The organism is Mucilaginibacter sp. KACC 22773, from assembly GCF_028736215.1.
In the GTDB taxonomy this organism is placed as follows: Bacteria; Bacteroidota; Bacteroidia; order Sphingobacteriales; family Sphingobacteriaceae; genus Mucilaginibacter.
Genome location: NZ_CP117883.1, coordinates 3,416,909 through 3,441,179 on the forward strand (window position 1 = coordinate 3,416,909; position 24,271 = coordinate 3,441,179).

General features: G+C 49.4%; 9 protein-coding genes. 3 read left to right on the forward strand and 6 right to left on the reverse strand.

The genetic code is table 11. The features are described from left to right. Positions 1–12 precede the first annotated feature (12 nt). From PQ469_RS14325 to PQ469_RS14335, 3 genes are all read left to right on the forward strand, one after another. Entirely contained in the window at positions 13–1,335 is a 1,323-nt protein-coding gene (locus PQ469_RS14325) for a hypothetical protein (RefSeq protein WP_274213574.1), read from the forward strand. Between the two features lie 10 nt (positions 1,336–1,345). Continuing rightward, complete coding sequence (locus PQ469_RS14330; RefSeq protein WP_274213575.1) at positions 1,346–1,678, forward strand: hypothetical protein; 333 nt, start codon at positions 1,346–1,348, stop codon at positions 1,676–1,678. 92 nt (positions 1,679–1,770) lie between these two features. Beyond that, a complete protein-coding gene (locus tag PQ469_RS14335) occupies positions 1,771–2,028 on the forward strand; it encodes a universal stress protein (protein WP_274213576.1) in 258 nt (85 codons plus the stop codon). A gap of 204 nt (positions 2,029–2,232) precedes the next feature. Here PQ469_RS14335 and PQ469_RS14340 read toward each other — a convergent pair whose 3' ends face one another. The 6 genes from PQ469_RS14340 to PQ469_RS14365 all read right to left on the reverse strand — a co-directional run bounded on the left by PQ469_RS14340 (position 2,233) and on the right by PQ469_RS14365 (position 24,248). After that, on the reverse strand, positions 2,233–6,768 hold the full coding sequence (locus PQ469_RS14340; RefSeq protein WP_274213577.1) for a fibronectin type III domain-containing protein: 4,536 nt from the start codon (positions 6,766–6,768) through the stop codon (positions 2,233–2,235). 35 nt (positions 6,769–6,803) lie between these two features. Next, a complete protein-coding gene (locus tag PQ469_RS14345) occupies positions 6,804–11,687 on the reverse strand; it encodes a hypothetical protein (protein WP_274213578.1) in 4,884 nt (1,627 codons plus the stop codon). Between the two features lie 53 nt (positions 11,688–11,740). Further along, complete coding sequence (locus PQ469_RS14350; RefSeq protein ID WP_274213579.1) at positions 11,741–18,103, reverse strand: hypothetical protein; 6,363 nt, start codon at positions 18,101–18,103, stop codon at positions 11,741–11,743. Positions 18,104–18,267: 164 nt separating this feature from the next. Further along, entirely contained in the window at positions 18,268–18,759 is a 492-nt protein-coding gene (locus PQ469_RS14355) for an SMI1/KNR4 family protein (RefSeq protein WP_274213580.1), read from the reverse strand. Positions 18,760–18,777: 18 nt separating this feature from the next. Next, positions 18,778–22,071: a hypothetical protein gene (locus PQ469_RS14360; RefSeq protein WP_274213581.1), complete on the reverse strand. Its 3,294-nt coding sequence runs from the start codon at positions 22,069–22,071 to the stop codon at positions 18,778–18,780. Then, entirely contained in the window at positions 22,071–24,248 is a 2,178-nt protein-coding gene (locus tag PQ469_RS14365; RefSeq protein WP_274213582.1) for a hypothetical protein, read from the reverse strand. Before PQ469_RS14365 ends, PQ469_RS14360 begins: the two co-directional genes overlap by 1 nt. Positions 24,249–24,271 lie beyond the last annotated feature (23 nt).

Sequence of the window (24,271 nt, forward strand, 5' to 3'; positions counted from 1 at the left end):
AAAACGACGCTTATGAATAGCAAAACAATCCTGGCCTTTGTCCTAATACTGGTCGTTTTCTCCTGCAAGAAGGAAAGCAGGGTCAGCAAAACCGCCGGCGGGCAGAACGACCTGTTCCCGCTGGAAGCAGTGAAAAACTGGTACCGGCCCGAACCGGGCATCACCGTGGACTGGGACCAGGCCAGTCATCACCAGGCTAAAACAGGGGAATACTGGCTCGTCGGCGCCAATGGCCGGCCAACCTTCGGGAAGCTCCAGCTCGGCTACCGCAGGCTCCTGTTTTTTAAAAACAGCAAAGGCGTAATCACGGAGCAGGTCCTGGAGATCATTCCCGACGCCTTTTATTTGCAGCGGGCGCAGCAGGTGACCGGCAAAGATTTTACCGGCCGCATCTTTATCTTCGACCGGAGCCGCGCCCTGCTGGGCGGCCTCACCTACCAAAACGGGAAACAGATCGGGTCCATTAAGGCTGCAGGCAAAGATACTACCCGGCTGCAAACAAACAGCGCACCGGTTAACTGTGTCTGGTACGATGATAATTACATCAACGCTGACGGCGAACTGGTCGTTTACGCCGAACAGATCTGCGACCCAATTTATAATGCCGGCGGCGGTGATGGTTTCGTCGGCGGCAGCTCCGGCTATAGCCCTGCCGGGTCGGGTGATGGCGCTATCGTGGAACACGGCGGCGGTGGCGGCGGAGCCGGCAATGCACCTGCAGCACCTGCCGTATCGAACCTGCCCGGGGAAACCAAGCCGGGAATCAAACCTAAAGATTTCATGAAATGTTTCCAGGATATCCCAGACCAGGGCGCCACGATGAAAATAACGCTTTACGTACAGGAGCCCTGGCCGGGCACCACCTTTAACATCGGTCCGAACAGCGTCGGGCATGTAGCCATCGGACTCACCAAAAACAACGGCAGCCAAACCATCACACAAGTGGTCGGCTTTTATCCCGATGCGACAGGCCTTGACAAAATGCACGCGCCATCCAAGGTCGTTAACAACGGGGGTGACCTCCAGTATAATGTCAGCATCAGCTATAATGTCAGCGCCGCCGATTTTCAAAAGATCAGCAACTACATCGCCAACCCGCCGCCTACCTATGACCTCACCACTTTCAATTGTACTAATTTTGTTTACACCGCCTGCAAAACCGGGAACATCACCCTCCCCGACCCCTACAGCACCGTCGGTCCCGCCACGCCGCCCGGAGCGGCTGCTGTTATGGCACCCGCCGGCCTGGGTGACAGCATTGAAAAACTAAAGGGCCAGTCAAACGTCAATACAAACAAAGGCATAACACCTAACAGTAAAGGCGCCTGCCAATAAAACACTAACCATGAAAAAATACATTTTAATCATCGTCATACTGATCGTTATCAGCAACCTGCCCCTATTCAGTTTCTTTTTACAGGAGAGCTACACCTACAGCAATGAAGATAATACGTTTACCTATAGTGAAGAACCTGGGAAAGGAAATTCCTTCTGGGGATGCCAGCGCCAATTTGGCCGGTTTCTTTGCCAGCATCCAGAAAAAGAACAAGGAAGTAACCTGATCTATAGAACTTTCACCATCAAACCCTGGCGGTTCTGGGAATGGCGGGAAATGATCTTTCACAGTGAAAGATTCGGGCTACCCTATAAAAGCCCGGATAAAATTAAACCGGATTAAATCAAAGAATTAGAAAGGGCATCAAACTCGTTGACATAGACGCCTGGTGAAGCGTAGTACATGTTAATGTAAACGGGGAAAAAGACCAGGCGATGGTAGCGAAACAAACTGCCTTTACCACACAGCTGGCCATGTTGCAAAGCCCGGGTATTTCTTACCAGGAACTCAGGGGAAAAGACGTGGTGAGCAGTTTGAACCGGATCAGCAAACAAGCGGGCGCCGACATGCTGGCCATGACCCATCACCAGTGTTCTTTTATTAAAAGTCTTTTTACCGACAGTACAACAAAAAAAGAACTTACCCATCAGCAAATACCATTGCTGGTATTCCCTTTAAATTACAACCGATAATGGATATTTAGGTTATCGCAGCAGCCAAAAGCTTTGGCAGGCAAACCCTTAGGCTTACCCGTGTTGTTGACATTTTTAAAGTTTCGGCTCAAGATGAGTTTAGGACTTGCGCACATGCCGGGCGCACAATCAAAGGTGCCGCAATAAACCTGCGGCACCTTTTTACTGCGCGGACGAAAACTTGTCGCATCCCGCACTTCAGTTTTAATTATTGACACACTCTTCGATGATAAACCCGCATACCGATGCTTTGGAACTGGTGAGCAGTTTACAGGTAAATTTGATCTTCGTCGCGTCATAACCATCCGCAATGGTACCCGAACTGGCAGGCAAAACATACAAACCCGGTTCCAGGTTGGTAATCCTGGCATATTGTGAAATATTTTTCGAGGGTTGAAAAGTTGCCGCTTGTCCCTGTTCAGAACTGATCTGCAGGATTTCCCCGGCAGCGCTCTGGTATTCCCAGCCCGTCGTGGTGACATTAAAGATCCTCGTCGGATCAACTTTCAGTAAAGCAAAGATCAGCGATTTGGCGCCGTTACTGCCGAGTTCAGCATTCACTGCCCGCACGCTGACCGGGAACAGGGAGTTAATCGGATCGCTGGCACTTAGGTTACCCGTGAGGTTGCCGCTGATATTAACAATATTCTGTAAATGGCTTTCCGGATAATGCTCGATAAATGTAAAATTATAACCGGTATCGACATTATTGATATCCCGGACAGCAACGACGGTATTGCTGGTGTTCCCAAGCCTGGGCGTCATATCGACATCAGTCCACGCGCTGATCCCGCTTGGTGCAGTGGTCACGGACAGGTTGATCTGCATTTTGCGGATCAGCAGGGAAGCATCCTGCAACCGGTTGGTAACCGGCTTGTCGGTGAAACCTGCGGCCTTGACATTGTATACCGAACGAATTGTACCGTTTACGCCGTCGTAACTCATTTTAACGACATTGGCCGGATTGCTGACCGCAGCGCTCAGCAGCATCCGGATAATGGTATTATCCTGCGCGTCAAGTGTCATTTTACTGCCGTTGATCAGGTGGTTAACGCCGCCGGCAACTTCGACAATCGTAAACTCCGTCTCCTGCCCCGCCGGATCGGCCATGGGCAGGTTGAAGCGCAATGTCAGGCGGTCGCCTGCATAATTGGTCTCCACGCTGGTTAGTACAGGAGGCGCCGCAGTTACCGGGTCGGTTGTGGCACTGGTCACCAGGGTGAACCCGCCCAGGTCAAGTCCTTTATAGGCCCTTAACTTATAGTAGTAGGTCGTGTTGGCAGAAAGGCCGATGTCCTGGTAATTCGTATCCGCAGCACCCAGGGTGGCGATCTTACTGTAAATTCCGGCAGCCGACAGGCTGCGCCATAATTCGAAGCCCTGGATATAGGCCGTATCCGCAACGCTGTAAGACCAGCCCAGCGAAACCGTGGTTGGTGTTTTGGCGTTGACCGCGAAATCAGCCGGAACAGCGATGACCTTCAGGGTTTGTTCCCCATAGGCGGCGGATAGGTTGGACGTAATACCGTTAAGCTCAAACTGGATCCGGTAATAGTAGGTCGTATACTCCTGCAGGTTGGCATCCGTGTATTTCCCGGTATCGATATAGTCATTCCAGACCAGCACAAAGTTGCTGTCCTGCTGCTGGCTGCGGAAGATCTTCGTTTTATTCAGGCCGATATTGGCGTCCTTCCAGGACAGGATCAGCTGTGTGCTGGAAGCGGCCTGGATCACGATACCTGAGGGATCGATCAGCGTAGGCGTTCCTAACCGGTTGGTGTAAACCAGTACCGGCGTCGTGCTGATGGCCACGTTGATCTTCCGGATATCCCCGGAGATCGCGCTGGCTACCGTGGACGGGATCCCGCTTTCCGAATGGCTCAGGTGAATTCCCTGGAATCCCAGCAGGTTAACATTGACATCCCCGAACTCCACGAACACATCGGCATTCATGCTGCGTTCATACTGGCTGCCCAGCCAGGCCACCAGGATGGACTTTTGGGTATTGTCCACCGGCTTATAGGCAAAACAATAAAGATCAGGATCATTGTTATTGATAACAATGTCCGTCGTCTGTGCCACGCCCTGCAGGATACAGGCATGGGAAAACTTATAACCAGCCATAGCTGACCGGAACGCGACAGCGTACCAATACGCAGTAAGCGGAGGATCGTTATAGGTACCGCCGTTACCGTCCAGGTAACCTGCTGTGGCGAAGTTACTGTAGATCTCCTGCGTATTAGTCGGAAAGGCGCTGAGTTTGGCATAACCAAAGTAAGCGTACTGGATAAACCTGTCAATTTGTAACCAGTCTGAAATCAGGAAGGCCCTGATGATATACAGCCCCTTCAAAAGCCCGCGGGTCGCCAGGTCGTTACTTTTCGGTGAGAAAGCGCTGCCATAATGTTCATCGTAGCCATATTCGCCGATCCAGAATTCGATCCCGTTAAGGTTCGGTGTGCTGTTGCGCCACTGAATATAGTCCTTCACGTAGCCCATGAAATAACCCATTTCCGGCGGATAAGAGAACTGGTCGTATAAGCCATAAACACCCTGTCCCCCGGCGGACGTATTGTATACGTGCTGCTGGATCGCCTTAATCGGGTAGTCGCCCGGCCCCCTGTTCACATCCCACCAGCGGAACATGGCTTTGATATAACCGATCTGGTTACCGGTCAGGCCGGCCATGGAGATCTGCGCAGTCGGATCGGCTTCTTTAATTCCGAAGCCAGCACCAAGCAAACCTTTATGACCATCCCAGCAGGCCGACAGGATACAGGCCAGTTCTTCCGGGTTGGTGTACTTGCTGTCGCTCGTGCTCGCACTGTCGCACTCGTTGATCCCGATTTCATAATACCGCACCAATCCAAGCGACTTTTTGATCACCTGCCCTGGCCCTACCTTATAATAACTGTCTGGTTTAACCGGGCCGTTGCCCCATCTGGCGGCGATCTGGCCATAGAACTGAGCGAGGAATTTATAGTTCAGCGGGTTGGTGGTCTCTGCCAGCAGCACATTGCTTTTACCCGGGTCGAGCGGTTTCCTGACTTTTGCCGCATCAACCGGGGTTCCCGCGGGGGCCAGGAATATCGGCCCGCTGACCAGTGCGACCAGGGGTTCAACCCCGGCGCTCTTAAAATTCTGCAATAACAGGTCGAAATCGGCCGCCGACCCGTCAGGATTGATATGGGTAATTCCGGAATAATAATAACCGATATTATCCGTGGTCAGCCCGGTGATTCCGGACGACGGCACGCCATGGGCGGCATCGTTTGGCAGGAAAAAGACATGATTCAGGTAAATCCGGGTAAGCGTGGAGAGTTTCGCTGTCCGGGCAGGGTCCTGTATACTCAGCACATTGGTACCGATCCGCTCCCGGAGCGTAAGGTCGGCGGTGGCCCGTTTATATTTAGCGCCCGCCGGTGATGTCGCGGTTTCGGATTTGCCGGTTGCCAGGACTACTGAAGCGCCGAAATTGGCGCTGGAGCCGCCACCGGAGTCCATATACAATCGAAAGAACCGGATATGTTCCGGGTGGGCGATGGTAAAGGCCACGAACACGTTTTTTGGCGCCGAAGTTAAACGGGCGCCGGCAAGCCAGTTCGTCCCGTCCTGGCTGACCTCCACGATCATATCGTTACCGCCTTCGGTCAGAATCGCCCAGACCTTGTTGACCGTGAACACGCCGCCGAGATCAAAATAAACAGCCTGCAGCTGGTTATAATATCCTTTAAAGGCATCTGTATGCTTCATGCTCATCCCGAGGCCCCCAGCCCCTGACGGGATGCCATTGGTGAAGGTGATATTGCGGTAATCAACGAGCAGGGTGTGGTCCAGCGTGGTACCCGTTTGCTCATCTGTATTATAGGCGGTCGTATAAGCCGTAACCTGCTCTTTGGTCATGGGAATGAGCACGTCGGTTTCATTGGCGCCAATCAGCGGGAGGGTGATAAAACTGATGACGGGTGACGCCGCGCCGGTATAGGTCTTACCGTAAGTGGTCTTGTTCGCCACGACCACGACGTAATAATTCGCTTTTGGACTCAGGTTGGTCAGGTTGAGTGTTTCGATACTACCGGGCCTTTTGGGCACCAGCGTATTCTGGTAAACGGGCAGGTATTTCAGGTTAACAATATCCGTTACCGGCGCATTGCTGATGTACACGGTGTAGTTGTCTGCCAGTACATTTTTGCCATGGATACCTGTCGGTGCCGTCCAGCGGATCTGGACGATGGTGCTGTCCACGAAGTTTACTTCCAGGTCAGTGATCGCGTCCGGGGGAAAAATTTCATCCGGCGCCACGACGATCTCCGCCGTCCAGGACGTAAAGCTGAGCAGGTTCTCCCAGACCAGGCGGGTAACCGTCCCCGGTGGTGTGGCCACCGGCGTGACCAGCCCTTTATTATTGGGCGCCAGGGTGACATTGTGTAAACCCGTACTGTCCTGGATGATAAACAGGATACCGGATTTTCCGGCGGTACGTTCCTGGACATCCAGGATCAGGTCTCTTCCCGCGGTAACCTGTTCGATTCCCCCGTTGACGCGCACGATACCGGCAATGTCCGGCTGCAGCGTATTAAAGCCGTCACCAACCGGGCCGTTTTCCAGCCGGTCCCGCATCAGTTTGATCAGCGTGCGCAAACCCTTACCCTGGGTTTTATCGGGATTGGCATTGGCCATATCATTGGCTTTGATGAAACTTTCAATAAGGGCATCCGATATATAATCTGTATTGGCCATGGTCTTTGGATTTTATTGGTTAATTTTTTTACTGTCTATATGTTTAATTCTTTATCGGTCAGGTTCAGTAACCCCGAAGCGTTTTCCACTTTAACCTTAAAGCGGTAGTAAATACGGTTGCCGTCTTCATCGGTTAGCTGTAACGGTTCCGGGAGCGGGTAGACCACGGTATGGGTACCGGGATCTGGTTTGCTGGTATATATTTTCTCCCAGTTACCCCTGGTATTCTGCCGGTAGAGGTAATAAGTGCCTTTATTGGTCACGGCCGGCCAGGTCAGGCCGTTCGCGCCGGCAACATAGGTGATATCCGGCGCTATCGGGTTAGTTACATCGATCAGGTTCACGGTGAGCACAGCCGAGGGGAGTGAAAAAACATCCTCGGCCTGTTCCTTTTCGTTGATGATCGTCCGTACCGCGGCGAGACGATAATACAGGGTTTCTCCTAAAGGGACTTTCGCAACTCCTGCAAACGTGTCGCCGGCTTCCGGGGCAGCAGGCATATCCCCGGTAAGGGGGACATCCATGTAGGCATCCATAAAGGCCGTGGAGACGGTTTTGCCTTTGTCCAGCGTCCGGAATATCCGGATTTTGCTGATCTCATCAGCCGGGGAGAACCGCGACAGGCGGAAGAGCACGCTGACCGGGCTGCCTGATTCAGCAGGAACGGTACTGATCGCCACCGAGCGGATCACAGGCGGCGGCGCCGGCATCGTATGCAGCACGGTAACCGGGCCGGCTTTATAGCTGAGCCTTCCCGGGATCAGCTGGTTGGTTACTTCTGCCGTCGTATAAAAATGCATTTTCCGGGATGATTCGCTCAGCGTGTAATCGGTAAAGCGGATAAAATAGGTATTGCCATCGCCGGCATATTTCCTGACCATCGGGAAGGCATCGAACGCAGGATCGGCCGGGTCAAGCAATTTGCCATCGATGGTGCGGGTCACCGGCAGTTTGTTTTCCGTTTGGTAGCCTGTTTTAATATAGGCATTGATCACCGGGTTTTCGGTTAAAGGTAATAGTGTGGACCGAACGGCGTCCAGGTATTTGGCGTAGCGCTCACCCAAAGTGTCCCCGGGGGCAGTTAGGCCTGGTTTATCCGGGTCGGGAAAACCGTAAGGATCCGGAACCGCATCGTAAACATAAAAATGGCCGTCATTGTCCAGGACCACATTGACCAGTTCTGAAAAACGCTGGTTATGGTAGTTATCGGTCGTAAAGGCGGCAATGACCGTCATGATTTGCTGTACGGTTTCCGGCTTATAAAGCGCGTACAACACTTCTTCTTCGTTGGTCCGGTAGAACATGAAACCAAAAGGTTTGCGTAATGATCCGTCATTATCCGGCTCAATTTTATTGTCGAAAGTCAGCGCTGCCCTGCCGGTGAGGTCAGGCCTGACCTTGTAGCTCTGGATGAGTGGGGCGTTCAATTGTTCCGGCGCGACGAGCTTTTGGGTCAGCAATACCGTCGGTACCGATACCGCTGACTGAAAGTTATGGCCTGGCCTGGAATTGATGGTCTGGAGCCCGAAGGTGATTTTCCTGCTGTCCTCATCCGGCCCCGGCATCAGGGCGTCCCGGTTATACGAATACGCCGGTGATGGTTCCGGGAACAGGTAAGCCTTGTAGCCCGGGTGAAAGTTCACGCCGCTGACCAGGTCCGTCGCCGAGGCAGATATTTTGACGGGATAATCCTGGTAAGCGGAATCATAAGCGTAGATCACTAAAGGATTGAACTGGCTGATGTTGAAGACCTGCAGCATTTTCTTTTCACCTGGATTAGCTGCGAGTGGTACCCTGACCAGGCCTTTGTTCCACTCCACGTGCGGCGGCTGTAAGGTTGCGGGATTATTCGCATCCGGGTGGTCCGGATCATAAGGCAGGTTAACCTGTGGATGAGGGTTCAGCACGGTGCCGTTACTGAAGCTGATCAGGTAGTACCCGGGTAAAGCAGGCGCACCTGCTTCACCGGCAACCGGGGTGATGATGGCACCGGCAGTAATGCCACCGACCATATAAGTGGTCACGTTACCCTCATCATCTGTGGATCTTTCAATAACCGATAATGCCGGGCTGCCGGGATTTACCAGGGAGATCGTCTCGCTGACAGGACTCCAGTTGGCTGTTGCCGTCATGTTCTCAATGATCGAGAATCGGCTGTTGATCACGGGCCCCTGATACATTTTCTTGGCGGCATAAAGCGTTGGTTCCGCCGCATCTTCGACTGTTTCCAGGTTTCCCGACATCTCGATGGTGATGACCGGCCCATTGGAACCGATGGTCATCGCCACGATCGCGAACTGTCCTTCTTTTGTACTCAGCAGGCTGCCCGTAAACCTGGGGATGTCTGCCACCGCGATATCGGGCGCAACAACCTTCCCGTCGATCATCTCGTAAGACCGCGTAAAAAGCTTCAGCTGGCTTTCACTGCCGCTCACCGGGATAATATTATAAATGGTCCCGGTCACCTCCATTGGCAAGGTAGTCCGGAAGAAAGCGCCGATCTTATCCGGCCGCGTCTGCATGGCGGCTGCCAGGTCGGCCGTATCCTGCAGGTAGGAAATATTGGTCAAATCGAGCCAGTTAAACGTTACCCGGGTAAAGTTGATGTCTCCGCCCGGGAAACGGTCCGAACGCCAGTCCAGCCAGCGCTGTTCCAGCGCGGTAGTAAATAGCAGCGTGTCTTCCCGCTGGATATACTGGACATTAAAGTCGCCCGGCGGGGCCAGGCGGTTCCTGGCGGGGAAAACGGTGGCGTCCGTCGCGGCCTCGGCGCTGGTTTCTGAACCGCGGGCCAGTAAGTCGATGCCATAGATCGCATAATGGTGGATCCCCTCCTGCTTTTCAAAATGAATATAAAGACTGAGCTGGTTATCCGGGACCGGTACGGTTTCCAGCACGCCGTTCGGGTAATTCGCATTGTAAGCGTTATAGGCCTGCCCGCTGGCTTTCTGGTTCGTAATCTCTGGTTTGACATAATCGGGGCGGTTGTCCGGGCGGTATTCTACCCCGTAAAGCACCGGCCGGGGGCTGGTAAAAGGGTTGACGTTAACCACGCTTTCCATATCCGCGAAAAAGTCATAACCTTCGGTTTCATCAGGATAAGGCTGCCTCCCGATATTGACGACCCTGGCATCATCATATCTGGCATAGCCCTGCGCGTCGACCATCGGGTTTTGCTGCTCGTTTGCCGGGAAGGCATAGTTCAGTTCACGCATAGCCGGCCGCTCCGGTTTACGCTGATCCGCTTTGGAGGTCGGCAGGCTGATGCAATGCAGCATGGTTGACGCAGCAACATAACTGATCCGGTAAACGTATTGGGTCTGGTTATTCCCACCCGGCGTATCGATAAACCCCAGGCCGAGCATCCGGGCGATATGGTAATCCAGCGACAGGAGATGTAAGATATCGAGGTAGCTGATCTCCAGCCCGGGACTACCGGGATCCGCCCCCTCCTGCCGGAGCGTATCCACGGCACGCGGATCGGTTTCGCTCAATTCGAGGTACCGGGTAACCGCTGCTTTGATAGATGGATCGTCGGTGCGGGAGGTCAGCCATTTATCATGGTAGTTCGCTACCCGTACTTTAGAGCCTCCTGTATATTGGGGCCAAAGGTTATCAATGGGATAAGCGACGGTTTCCAGCCGGTCGAAAACCACCTGATCGGTGAGATCAAGAGCGAAGTTTCCGCCGACCGGGGTCCAGTCCGCAGGTGTTTTGCTGTTCAGGAAGTCGGCATAGGTTTCAAAAGAAAGACTTTGCAAATAGCCGCTCCCGGTTTTCCGGATCTCCAGCGCGTAAATGTTTTCCCCGTAGATATTATCCGTAACCAGCTGTCCTGCCGGGGCAGTCACCGTAGCCCTTATGACGACAGGTGCGTTTTCGGTATTCGTGGTATCGGTTACACAATGGCCCTGGATCTTTAGTACCGCTTCCGCGGTGCCGCTGTTCCTGAAATCATAACCGACTGAAAAGACATTTTTATGTACAACCTCTACCCGGAGCAGGCCTTCATACCGCTTCAGGAATTCAAAGGTGCTGATCAGCGGATTAAGCGCTATGGCGATCTCCTCATATTGCCGGCCATCGGCAAAAGTCATCCTGATCCGGTCGCTGACTAAAGTGCCGTTAACCGTATGATTGACGACGTATGTCCACTGGCGGAGAAAAAAATTGACCACCGGGCGCGCGTTCTCCAGATCGAGCACGATTGGGTTCGGCGCATCATAGCCCGTACGTTCAACGGTCACATAATCGTCCGGTTTATTATAACCGGTACCGCCCGCAGCACTGTAGTTGCCCCGCGGGAAATGGTTTTCACCCAGCTCTCCCGCCAGGCTCCAGCGCAAATGTATGCCCGCAGCGATACCGCCGGTGCCGTCCGCGCCGGAAGTCTGTAAAAACAATGACGGGGAATTGTTATGGTAAATATCCGTCCCGCCGGCTGCCGTGCAGGGGTTAAGTCCGGCCTGATCAAGACGGGCCTGCAGGCCGTCGAACGCGTCGAGGACAGGGATCAGCGCTGCGTCGAGTCCTTCCTTGTCTGCCGTACTGATCAGTTGCAGGTGGCCGTTGAAATAGCTGAACCATAACAGGATCAGCCGGAAGCGGGCGCTGAAATCACCGGTACCCGACTGCGCGGTACCGGTGGAAAAGTCGGCGCTGCTGAAATCCAGCGGGTCAAAATCTCCGTTTTGATAAACCGGTCCTTCTGCCGGCGTACCATCAATGATTCCAAGTACCCTTAGCGCACGGTGGTAAAGTTTGACTACAAGGTCTTTATCAAAGACATTGATCAGCCCCGGTAAAACAGGGTCTCCTGCGAACGCGCCAGCGTTTTGCTGTTGACTGATGGCAGCAAGGCAGGTGGCCATCGCACTGTAATCTGCGGAGAATGCGTAAGAATTGGTTGCTTCTGGCATCGTATCGTTATTTCGTTTCTGTTTTTAATTTATGTTAACCCCTACCCGGCCTGTCAGGCGATAAAAGGCGCCAGGCTGACCGACGGTCCCTCGTAGTCCTCGTGCAGTGTCGAGTAGTCCGAACCGTTGAATATTTTTTGCCGGAAGGATAGTTTCATTTCACCGGCAGCGATGTCCATACCGGCGTTGGTGATGAACACGGCGGAGGTATCACCGGCATGCACGTAGATAAATCCGGAAGCGGCGGTAACCGTCCCTCCTGTTGTCAGTTCCAGCCCGATACTGTCCTGCAAGAGCTCCGGCGGCAGGCGCGGATCGTTAAAAGGTTCGGGATTCCTGACCAGGATACCAAGGATACGGCGTACGCCATTCGCCGGGTTGGTATTGACAAACACGGTGATCACCGAGTGTTCCACCGGCTCCCAGGTTTTGATATCCAAACCGCCGAAGATCAGCCGGTCAAATTTCGTGGCATAGCGCAACACGTCATCAGGATCGTCCGTGGCGTCATCGTTGATCAGTTTTTTCAGGCGTTGTTCGATCTCGGCATCCGAGAAGATCAGCCCCAACGAATAGCAGGCATAAGCCGGGGGAGTCGCCGCCGCGTCCAGAATAAAACTTCCTGCCTGTTCCTGGAAAGTATGGAACCGCGAGGTGATGAAAGCAAATTTGTGTACTTCGGATTCTACGGCATTAAGAGACGCTTTGAACAGGGCGTTATACAACTGGCCCGGCTGAAGATCATCAAACTTGTACTGCTCCTGTTGCAACCTCCGGGTGACGGGTGACGGCATCCGGTGACAGGATTCCAGCTCTGCGATCGCATTGAGCAGGTATAATACCTGCTGATCTTCGGGCAGGATCTTATAATTCTCCAGGGTAATCGGCGTTTCCTGCACCGGCGCAGAGACCAGGTTCGGGCTCAAAGCATGGCCTGCCGGGTCGATCAGGTAAAGTTTCAGCTCGATCTCCACTTTAGGCATGCCCTGGTAAACCTCCCAGTTGGCGAACATCGCATTGATATAGGGCTGGGTAAAGAATAACTTGACCTGCGGGTCATGACAAAACACCGGCTTGCTGAGGTTATAACGACTTTGGGCATCCGGAAAAGAACGCTCATAATCGATATAAGCTTTCAGGTTTGCCAGCTTGAATTCCTCCTGCCTGTCGGCGTCTTTAAGCAATTTGTACTGCGGGCTGGTCTTATGGAAAAAGCCGACAGGCCCGACCGTTTTAAAACCGAAGATATGCGTCTTTTCACTACCGGCGGGGATATTCCCGTTCACCCGGTCTCTGGTCTTAATCCTGACAGCAAAAGTGGTATTCGGCCGCCATACCGGCTGTACCAGCCTGTTAAGACCATCGCTCAGTATCTGTACTTCCCTGATCACATGTTCCCCGGTGATCGGGTTATCTACGTATCTTCTGTGAAGGCTATGGGTTTTATAGGTGATCTGGTTCAGATCTGTGGAAGTATCCAGGTCAGAGAATACGGCCAGCTCAGCCGGGATATCCACGCTTGCCGCCGCTATTTTGTCGAGGTAAACATCCAGTTTAGCGGTCTCCCGGTTAACCGAGACGAAGATATTTTTGTACTGCACCGCCTCCAGGCCCGAACTCAGGCAATTTACGGTGTATTGACCTTTCACCTCGATACCCCAGGCTTCCAGTTCATGGTAGCAGGTCAGCCAGACTGAATATTGCGGAACAGCGGCGAGGTCCGTATAGACTGCGGCGGGTGTACCAGGTGTGTTCTGCACGAGGTGCAGCGCGAAACCTTTTTTGAAACCGGTTTCCGCATCTTCCTGCACCTTATACAGTAAAGTACTTATACCTACAGTGAAAGGGCCGAACACCGCCGTTACTTCAAAAGCGAAGCTGCCATTCTCTACTTGGAGTACCGGTGCGAACGGAATGATCAGCGCATCGAACTTATCCTGAAAAGCATAAATGTTTTTCAGGGCTTCGATACCGCTCTCAGCGGTCCCGTAGAAACCTGGAACGGTTTCCAGGATACCGTTGACAATGCCGTCCCGGTTGCCGGTTTTATCCGCCGGTGAGTCCATCGGCCACTGTCCGGCCATTCCGGTTTGGGGAGCATAATCTTTGGCAAGTACCTCCCCCGCGGTAAAACTCCGGTTATAAAGCGTCAGGAACATCAGCGATTTCCCGGCTTCGGTATCGTGGCTATTCCCGGGATCCGTCCCGGTAAGGAACTGGTCGGGCAGCCTGAAATACCCGCCGGCCACGAGGTCCCCCGTATAATCCATCGGGGCAGCCTGGTTCAGGCTGATGCGGATGCTGTCAATGGGTTTGTCAACATCGTCGTACGATACACTTGCCCCCTGCTGGTCCCGTGACACCCGGAAGTTTTGTTGCGTGACGTCATTCGGCAATACCAGTCCGAAGATCCAGCGGGTGTAAGTTCGTTTGTTGAAATCGATACTCAAGGCGTTCTGGTTGGCGCCCAGATCCAGTTTAACCTGCGAAACCGGCTGCGGGAACCTGATCTGCAGCGTCCCCCATTTACCCTTTGACCGCAGGCCCCTGCCGGGCAAATAACTATTGTCGGCTACGCTTCCGTTCAGGTTAAAAAGGGTAAAGGTAAGCCCCTGCTGGTAAAAGGGCTCACCGGGTCCGAAGACGGTACCGGTAATTTCATCCTTCCAGCTGACCACCTGGTCACCGATGATGTCGTCGTAGCAAAAGATCGCCTTCCTGGGAAAGCTATGCCCGTCCAGGTCGGAAGTGGCCGTGTCCGTGCCTGAAAGGTAACTGAACATATTCTGCGATAACAGGCGGATCTTGTTGTATTTATTCGGCTCCTGGTATTGCCAGTAGCCCGGTTTTAAAGCCGCAAGATCTACGGGATCAGGTCCGGTGTTGGATTCGACGATAGCGGTAACCGCCTCATAAATATTATATGGCATCCACTGCCCGCTGGTCAGGTCGGCACCCGACCACGCAAAGATCTCGACATTGCTCAGCTCAAACTGGTGTTTCACCTGGTCATCGACTCCTTTCTGCGGCGGCAACCATTCTATATAGCCGTCCGGCAGCTGGTTCAGTGCGCCCCCCAATGGCAATAAAGCAGCACGGTCGGGAATTTTCGGAACGTTCGACAGGTCCAGCAGGTTGTCCTGCGGGATCACGGGTTTTAACAGGTTAATATCGATAAAGCTATCCATGGGAACGGTCACGATATTCGCCTGGTCAGCAATCTTATAGTCATAAAACCAGCTGCTGTCGCCGGGGGCCGGGATAACCGGAGAATTTTCTATCGTCACATAATTGACCGTAAATGTCTCGTTGGACAATATACTGGTCGCTACCGCAGGCAGGTAGCCCTTCGCTGTGTCGGGCAGCTGCAGCACCGGTATCGGCGCGAGCAGCGGGTTCTTGTCTTTGTTGAAGTGCCAGCTGATATCCACCTTCACTTTGATCGTTTTGAAGATGATATGGACTTTCACCTCCAGGCCGCCCGTAATATTAAACGGATGCGGCGCCTCCACGGCCAGGTAAACGCTGACCGACAGGCCCAGTTTTACGCAGAATACCTTCAGGTAAGCGTAGCCGCCAAAGTCGATCCTGCCGCCAACCTGGATGGGTTTGAAACTTAAGAAACCGCTCAGGTCAAGGTAAGCCCCGATACCAAACGACGCCGGACCAAATTTCCGGCTGAAATCGAACTTGGCCCCCGCTCCCGCTTTGATACCGCTGGAGGACAGCATCAGGTAAGCATAGCCCTGGAACAGCGATAAGATCTTAGCCTGGATCCGCTGGCTTTCCGGCAGGTCGCGCCCGGCGTTGATATACCACCTGGAGGAATCATTAAAATAGAAGGCCATTTCCAGGTAGCCGTGGATGCCCAGGATGTCGCCGTTATAGCTGCCGCCGGAGGGCACGTCATAATCCACGGAGAACTTCGCCTGGAAGGATTTTCCGTCGATGGCGATAAAGGCGCTGAAAGGCGGATCATTGGGATCGTTCAGCCCGATCCGGGAGCTCAGGATGGCCGCCTGTCCCTGGATAAGGAAACAGTCGGATAAACCCAGGACGACAAAAAGCTTGCTGGAAAAGATCAGCCCGGAGTCGAAAGCGGTCGCGAAAGAAACCCCTGCCCCGATCGAATACCCGGAACGGGAAGCGAATTTATCGACCTCAATCCCTTCATGCCCGGTGATGATGCTTGGCGCTTTATAGTATTCCCACCAGTCGCTGTCTTCCGTTAAGGGAGGATGCGTATTCGCGGCCTCTTTTGCCGGCAGGTAGTGTTTACCGAACAGGCCCCGGAACCCGTAGATTCCAAGCCCCGTAGATGCAAGCGGGATCGGGATGGACAGTTCCAGTCCCAGGTCGACCAGGAAGGCCGGGACACTGGGCTGAAGTTTCATGCCGGCGCTGCCGCCGATCTTAAATTTCGGCATGGTTACGGTCACGGCACCGGTGTATTCGGTAGAGGCGTCGGAACCCGGTATGTTCGGGTTGTGCATTCCCAGGAATCCCTTAAGGATAAACGCCGCGCTGTCCTTGGTCGCGGTGCCGGGGATCGTCAGGTCGATCGCGATGCCGTCGATGCTCAGGTATTGGTGGAATTCCAGTCCGGGTCCGTCATCTGTCGTATAATAATATTTGATCCCGTTCCCGCTAGCCTTGAAACCCGCGCTCCCGGCATTGATCATGCCATCAAAACCGAAAAACTGGTAGTTCCTGTCGTGTTCCTTATAGGGTGCATTATGGGCGCCCAGCGTGAGGTTACTGACTTCCAGTTTAACCGGTCCTACGCTTAAGCGGAAGGATTTCGGGATAACGAGGCCGCCGCCTTCAAATTCAATTCCTCCATCGCTCCAGATCAAGAGTTTCTTGATATCAATCCCCGTCGGCAGCACCTCCCCCAGTAATGGTACGTTGGCTGTAAAATCCAATTGCCCGGCAACGTCAAGGTAATACCCCCTGGCTTTTTTGCCGATGGCCAGGCTGTGCACATGAAAGTCAAATACCTCCGGAATGGACAAGGTAATCAGGTCGGGTGACGGCAAAGCGGTGATACTGAAATCACCATTATCAGCAATGCTTACCTGGATACCGATCTCGGCCGGGTTCCCGGCTTTCCCGAACTTATTAAGTTTCAGCTTGCCGCTGATCTCGGTATCCACAATGGCCCCCTGCCGGAAGGTCATGGAAAACTTATCCAGTTCGACAGAAAAGTTGTCAAACTTACGATAAAGCACACCGTTCGATTCAAGCGTAATCTTCCCGGATACTCCCCCGGTCCCGATCAGCAGATTGTCAGCGCGAAGTGAGGCACTGGTCTTCGAGGTATCATCATTCCCAAATTTGGTGAATTCAATAAAGGCCTCCTGAACATACAATCCTACAAAATCAACCGGGTACCCGGCGGCATCTGCTTCCGGGATATTCGTTGTACGGCTCAGGTCAAGTTTGGCATTGGTGAAACCAATGATCAGGCCCGTATTCCCAATCTGGGAATATTCAGGAATAAGTGAACCGGCCAGTTCTAACTGTGAGCCGATCCCGGCCTCTGTATCAAAGTAGAACGAAGCTTCGGCAAATTTGAAGATCGTTTTTTTGTTGGGAATAACCGTCCCGTCGAGATTAACAGGTTGTAATACATTTAAAGGAAACTCAATGCCGGCAGAAAGGGTAAGGCTTGCCTTAACTTTAGGAGTAATTAATTTCTTAATATAATCCTCTATCCCATTAGGCACAATCAACTTATAAAACTGCTGCAATTTTCTTTTTGTCTCATCCAGGTTCCCATCAAAAATATAAACAGCAAACATTACTTCAGAGATGCTTTGCGGTAGATTTGGATTCTGACTGATCGAAGTTGCTACGGATTGAACGGTGGGTTCCTGACCAGCCGGAAGGCTTAATCCCGCAGAAGGATAGATGGTATTAATATCGTTTACAAGTTGTTGAAAATTAGAAACCGATGTATTTGATTTTTTTATGAATAAATTCAAAACATTTGCAATCACCTGTTCCGGCGATACCCGAAAAATCTGCAATCCCAACTCATAAAGCCCCTCTGGACTGAAAGAAAAATTTTGCAGGTTAAAAGATTTTAGAAAAGCCAGAATTTGCCATTCATATTGAATGGATACGGGGAATGAGGAAATTAAACTATCCCCTTCGTCTTCGGGATTAAGCACCAGCCTTAACCCGAAAGGAAGATTGAGTCCCAAGTTTTTCGTAATAACATCCAGGCTGTAAAACGCTGTATCCCCACGGTGGCTTTTAGAATATTGCAAATTTTTATAGTGAATACTATCCAACAGCCCGTCTAGTCCACTTTCCGCAAAATGTAAAAATTCAGGAAGGTCATCGACTGACATTATTTCAGAGAGTCTTGGATAATATCTATTGTTGACAATGGGTTTCAGATCCGGCATAATTCATTTTATTTTAAGGACAGGTCGCGAATTCGTGTGAATTTGATCTGCGCAATGCAGTCTGATTCGACACGCAATTAACCACCTGGATAATGATACATTTTATTATAAGATACAGCGCAAGGCATTAGTCTGCCAGAAATCCATTTGGAATAAGATTTTAATCAGAATGGATTTATTCCACTTAATATCTTTTTTATTCCCGACTCGATATACTTAGATAAATTAATGTCTAATTCACGGATCCAGAAACCTTCGCTCGCCGGCTGTTTATACAACACCGCTTGATAGGTCATGGGATCTTGTCCCTGATCGAGATACACGAACACGAACTGGTCGGACCCACCGTACACGTCAATAACATAAAAAGGACGTTCTATACTAAATGTACGACCGAACGCAGTAAGGTTTCTCCTGGCATACTGTTGCAACTCTTCCTGGGTATCACTTAAACCGTAATCCAATACATAACAATAGTTGCCTGCAAGAAAGAGTAGTTCCCGGAGAGCAGCCGGAAAGGTATGCCCGTTGTTATATTTAGCTTCTAAACTGAGAATTTCCGCTTCAGTTATTGGCCCTAATGTTTTAACAAAACCAGATCCTTGATTTGTAACGGAACGATTGTTATTTAATAGTGTTAAATATTTGATATCCATAATAGATTTTTTGTCGATTTATAATCTTGTTATATCCTTGATGCTATTAACATCCGGATGAGCAATAAATTTAATATTCAAAATTTTTCCGTCTAATTTAGCCTGTAGCACTAAGGCTTGCAGATAGCGCTGACAACTTGTGCAGGGTGCAATCACAGATGTAAATGTGATATCGAATCTGTTGCCCCTGTTATAATGTTTTTTTAAAAAATTAAGAGCAAACTTCAATTCTGTGTCGTTTATTCTTGGCCGTGGAGTACTGGAGTTATCTATCGCTTTTCTTCCGAATATTTCAAAATCTTCAAAGTCGGTTTCAATGAAGTCGTTTTTAATCGAAATGCTTGAATTAAAAATCAGATTTTCGCGTTCTGCATCACCTGAAAAAAAATTTTCTTTAATATTTAATTGAATCGACAGGCCATCCTGATAAATATCCTGGGTAACGAACAGCCTGTTAGATAATTTAAATTCTATTTGAGCATCTCCGGCCAAAGGCAAACTGTCCACATACAATTCACTTAACTCGATCACTTCATCTTTCGCAAGACCTTCGATTTTAACCAATTTGATAAAATTCTTGGTTACATAATCCCAGATACCTAACTTATTTCTTTGTACTAGAGTACCGACGGCAGCATCTTCCAGCGAGGATCGTAATATTTCGAGCGCATTGGCACTTGTATAAATATCTTTTCCGGTTCTTGCCGGTTTCAAAACATCGAAAAGCAACTGGATCCCGTTTGGATATTCGGCGATCCGTTCAAAAACTACATCGTCCAATTGAATGACGCTCCCATATTCCTTCAGAAATTGTACTCTCGTATCATATGATACAACCTGTAAAATATCTTTGAGGTTATCTGAATCGTAAAAACGCAATATCGCATCAACCAATGCCTGGTTTGTTATAAAATCAATAATTTTAGCTTCATCGATCCCATTATTAAATAACGACAGCCAATTTTGAATAGCAAATCCCTCACCTTGGTTAAGCACTCTCCAGGCTTCTTCACTCGTGCTTTTGAAAGCTTCCCAAAAGGCCAGTTGTTGCTTGTCTGATAAGGGGATATACTTAGCTAAAATATAATTTGTAGCACCTTGCAAATCCAAATGGTTTAGGTCGTTGCCAAACTGGGCAGTGGTCACGGGCCCATCACCTTTAATTCGCCTTAACAAGGCTTCCATCTCGTCAGTTAGGGTGTTGGCGGGTACGGAAGGAAGCAAATCCAAAGCTTCAGTGGCACTCTTAACCGCTTGCGCACCTGTAACTCCGGCTACTGTTGCTGATAAAAAGAGGATGCTCAAAAAAACCTTTTGTATTTTCTCCAACATCGCGCGTTTCTTTACATCATGTTCGTCGTAAAGCAAATAAGTCTGAAAATGGGTTAGCGTTGCAGCTGATAAACTTACAACCTGGCTTCCAGCCTCTAAACCACGCCATACTTCAACAGCTTCTTCTGCTGGTAATGCCCCTTCCAAAGCCTGACCTACTTTTGTAAAATACCTCAAATAACTTAGGTCCTCCAATAATCCAAATCCACCTGAAACAAAGAACAGCGCCAATTCCACAGCTATATTTATTCCAAGGGCTACCTTTGCATCGAATGCAGCAAGCTCATCATACTCCTGGACATAATGAAACAAAAAAGCAGGGATAGTTGATTTCTGAGGAATAGAGAACTCCAGGTTTGCCTGAAAACCAGTAAGGCTAATTACCTGGTAAAGATGAAAACGTCCAAAAAACACGGGAGTCGACGTAGTGTAAGACGATGCCACACCTTCACTCTCAAAATATTCGGTTGTTTCTGTTATCTTATTAATTTTCAAACCTGCGCCATCAAAAGTGGAAGAGAATTTTATGTCAGTATGAACAGGGGTAGTCCCGTCTGTGGAATCCTTACTTGTAAAAGTGAGAACATTATTTCTATTAAACTGACTGATATTCTGAATAAAATATGCCATAGGGTTCAGACTCCGCAGAATTGGAACCGCTCCAGTTGGCAGGTAGGTCAAATTATATTTAGATGTCAGCCAGGATCTATAAACCGCATAAACAAAACATTTCCTGTAGGTTTGTTCTTCTATAAGCCAGCTGGGGATCAACATCCTACTCAGTATATTATCTTCCAGTAATTTATATAAAGTTTCGAAGCGAGTCGTGATTCCGTCCTGTTTTTCCAATAAAAAATCCAAAAAAGCATCGGAATCAGCGACGGTTATGCCCGCTGCCAGCTTGATGATAAAATCTTCGTCTTTATACCCCAGTGCTTTATAATTGCACATTACTTCCAGTAAGTATTTTAAAACAACAAACGGAAAGACTGATATGCTTATAGCCGGGAGAAATCTTATCAAATAATTCAACTTCTCACTTTCATCCTGGTCCATCAAATCATCCTGCAACGCGTAACATACGTCGTAAAAATTAGCCAGACCCGTATAATAAGTCCAATACTCCGTATAATTAGCGGGGGAAGAAAAAACAGCGTCAAAGCTATTTTGCTGAATCAATGAGCTTTCCGGGTGGTAGTAATGGCCCCAACTTCTCTTTAATATAAATACGGCCTTCTGAACGTCCGTAAGGTCATTTAAGTTATAAGAAGGATCATTTGCCATCGAATCAATAACGCTCATGGAATTTGCATCGACAATTAAAGGAAGGATCTCCCTTATGATATAATTAATCTTCAGGGCTATTGCAGTGGTGATCTTTTTAAATCTTCTTTTCTCAGTGTCGTTGATTGTCCACCCGTTGACGATGCTACCAAAATTTTTCCAAAAAAAGTATCCACCGTAAAACGAATGGTTCTGGTCATTCTCGTAAGTTTCTCCGGCTAAACCAGCCGGTACATCGATTTCATAGTCGACAACCTTTACATCTTCGTAGACAGCCTTCTTATAATTTTTTACCCGTTTGTTGTCTGGTCCAGCGGCGAGGCTAAATGTATACTTTTTTTCACGATAATAATATTCGTATGGTGCCCCATAGTCAATACGGCTTATCGTAATCGTGTCCCCTATATTTGCTCTGATTTTAGAAAAATCGTATTTATATTTAGTTAAAATAAGTTCGATGCTTACGTTGTCTATCGGCGAATATTGAATATATTTCAGGAATGCTTGTTCAAGATAATAGCCCTCCAACCCTCCGCGAGCCTTATGTTCATCTCTGAAGTCGGCGGTTTGATGATATCGATATGTAGCGGCGTCAAAAAAACGAACCAAAAAACCATCGGTATCAAAAACGATCGGCTCAGAAAATCCATCGATATTAACGGCCGTACCATCAGTTTTTAAAATTGCGTTTTTCATTACAATGCAGGATTAACAATAAAGTATTCGGTTGTATAATTGGGGCTTGGCATATATTGGCTGTAGCCTATTGAAAAATGATAATTTCGGTCTAATGAATAAATAAAAATATCCTCCGAAGGCATGTATATCCTCAAGTGACCGGACTGCTCTGCAACAAGTGCCAGTTGGTATTTTTGAAAAATAATATTTTCGGGAGAGGTTAAATTTGTTTGAAAAAGATCTAATAAAAACAGCCTGGAATTAGACATTTCATCAGTGATGAGGCCTTTTATCAAGGTATTTTCATTTTGGGTAATTCCCAGAATAATTTTATTAGGGATTGTATCGTCCTTGGTCTTTAGTGCTACACCATTTACAACTTGTCCACTGTCTGTAAAATAAGTAAGTGTATAGTAATATGGTTCCGGCAGATGATATGATTTATCCTCCGACGCAGCCTCGGACGCCGATGCGCTGGAGTTGGTATTATTGGTCAATGCATTCGTCACCGAAATTGCAGAATTCAAAATATCAACAGCTTCTGTCACATAAGTAACCCGCTGCAAAGAAGGAGATAAATCCAGACCTGTGTCCAATGTGTCGCTTACTATTGTTGTCTGGACTGCGCTAATACCTAGCTGACTTTTATCGACATAATGATTGATAAGGTTTATCCTTGCCGATGACATCGCTGAATAATCATTGAGTCCTCCGTTTTTAAACAAAGAATCAGCTTTAATTAAACCGAACACATCATCAAAAAAGTCTGGGGACTCCAGTTTATTCTGGGTGGTGCCTGTTTGACTTGCATCAGGGCTAGCAACATAAGTATAGACTACACCTTGATATAAAAAGATGTTAAAAGTTGAAATATTTAATTTAGCGTCAGCCACCGCGACCGATGAATTTATAATTGAAATACCATTTGTATAAGTATTGGTCAGCGTCCCCCCGCTAATTTCCACCCGCAAGCTGTCCGGCCCACAAAAATTATTACTCTGGGCATTTGATATCTCCGCCACCTGACCATACAACATGGTATTTACGTTATTATCGGTGACAAACTGTAAATAAAGTGTATTGTCAGTTTCACTATGAGTTTGCGAAGATTCATCAATGATCAAAGGCCAGCCATTCGTCCCATAAGTTCTTTCTGCAAGGCTATCTACAGTTATTCCTATTTTAAGCGAGTTGCTGTTGGTGTCGCTAATGGCGTAATTTCCGTAGAAATTATAAGACCTTGTCCGGTCACTCTGGATGTATATATATAATCTGTTTTTGGTAAAGAACTTACTCACCATCAGGTCATAAATATCGGTCCCTTTTTTGTTCACTTTGGCACCGCTGACGTTCATAATAACAGTACCGGTATCAATAGCGTGAAAGCCAAAGTAGGCGGCGACATCAAGGAACTGGAAGATCTGCTCTTTAATAACCTTGTTCTGAACGTCACTGTTCGTAACCGAGGTCATTATCGAGGCTTTCGGCGCACGGGCATAGGCCATGTCAAAAACAAATTCGTCGTTGGGAACAGGCAATTTATAGTCGCCATAATTTAAAACAACGTCGATGCCGCATTCTCCGGCCGCAAATGTTCCCAGTGAGGAGCCCATGGCTACATTGGGCAACTCAAAAGCTGTAAGACCGGATTCCTCACTCGTACCGCCGTTGTCTACGTATTCCGATTGTTTGAAAAACAAATCGCTTAACAGCATTTCCGGGGTTTGATGCGCCGGGTCGAAACCGATGTAAGACGCCAGGAAATCGGGCACGGCACCTCCGGGATCCGTACCGGAATGAAAAGCCAGGAAGCTGGCGTTGATGTTGTTGATGAAATCAGAGGTCGTACCATCGGCCGCTTTGACCAGGTTACCGGTAAAAAAATCGATAAGGCTGAGTCCCCGGTATATAAAATACTTGATATTGAAACCCTGGATGGGTTGCGTGTAGGGGCGCATGATCACATTCACCTTATCGGTGCTTCCTGCCTGGGGTTGCACGAGGACAACACCGCGGCAGATCGCGTAAACCTTATTATCGCCCAGGGAGATATTAAAGCTGCTGGTGATGCGGAATTCCGATTCAGAAGCCGGGCCGAATGCCTGCTCCGCCGTCTGGCTGATCGTCGCCGGGTCTGTAAAAAAATGCGATTTCGGCACAAATTTGGAAATAAAATTATTTTGCTGATCGGCCATATTTTGTTGTAATTACTTTGGTT

What these genes read in the sequence shown, in the direction of transcription:
- PQ469_RS14325 (WP_274213574.1), top strand. Translation starts at nt 13, where the DNA reads ATGAATAGCAAAACAATCCTGGCCTTTGTCCTAATACTGGTCGTTTTC.
- PQ469_RS14330 (WP_274213575.1), top strand. Translation starts at nt 1,346, where the DNA reads ATGAAAAAATACATTTTAATCATCGTCATACTGATCGTTATCAGCAAC.
- PQ469_RS14335 (WP_274213576.1), top strand. Translation starts at nt 1,771, where the DNA reads ATGGTAGCGAAACAAACTGCCTTTACCACACAGCTGGCCATGTTGCAA.
- PQ469_RS14340 (WP_274213577.1), bottom strand. Translation starts at nt 6,768, where the DNA reads ATGGCCAATACAGATTATATATCGGATGCCCTTATTGAAAGTTTCATC.
- PQ469_RS14345 (WP_274213578.1), bottom strand. Translation starts at nt 11,687, where the DNA reads ATGCCAGAAGCAACCAATTCTTACGCATTCTCCGCAGATTACAGTGCG.
- PQ469_RS14350 (WP_274213579.1), bottom strand. Translation starts at nt 18,103, where the DNA reads ATGCCGGATCTGAAACCCATTGTCAACAATAGATATTATCCAAGACTC.
- PQ469_RS14355 (WP_274213580.1), bottom strand. Translation starts at nt 18,759, where the DNA reads ATGGATATCAAATATTTAACACTATTAAATAACAATCGTTCCGTTACA.
- PQ469_RS14360 (WP_274213581.1), bottom strand. Translation starts at nt 22,071, where the DNA reads ATGAAAAACGCAATTTTAAAAACTGATGGTACGGCCGTTAATATCGAT.
- PQ469_RS14365 (WP_274213582.1), bottom strand. Translation starts at nt 24,248, where the DNA reads ATGGCCGATCAGCAAAATAATTTTATTTCCAAATTTGTGCCGAAATCG.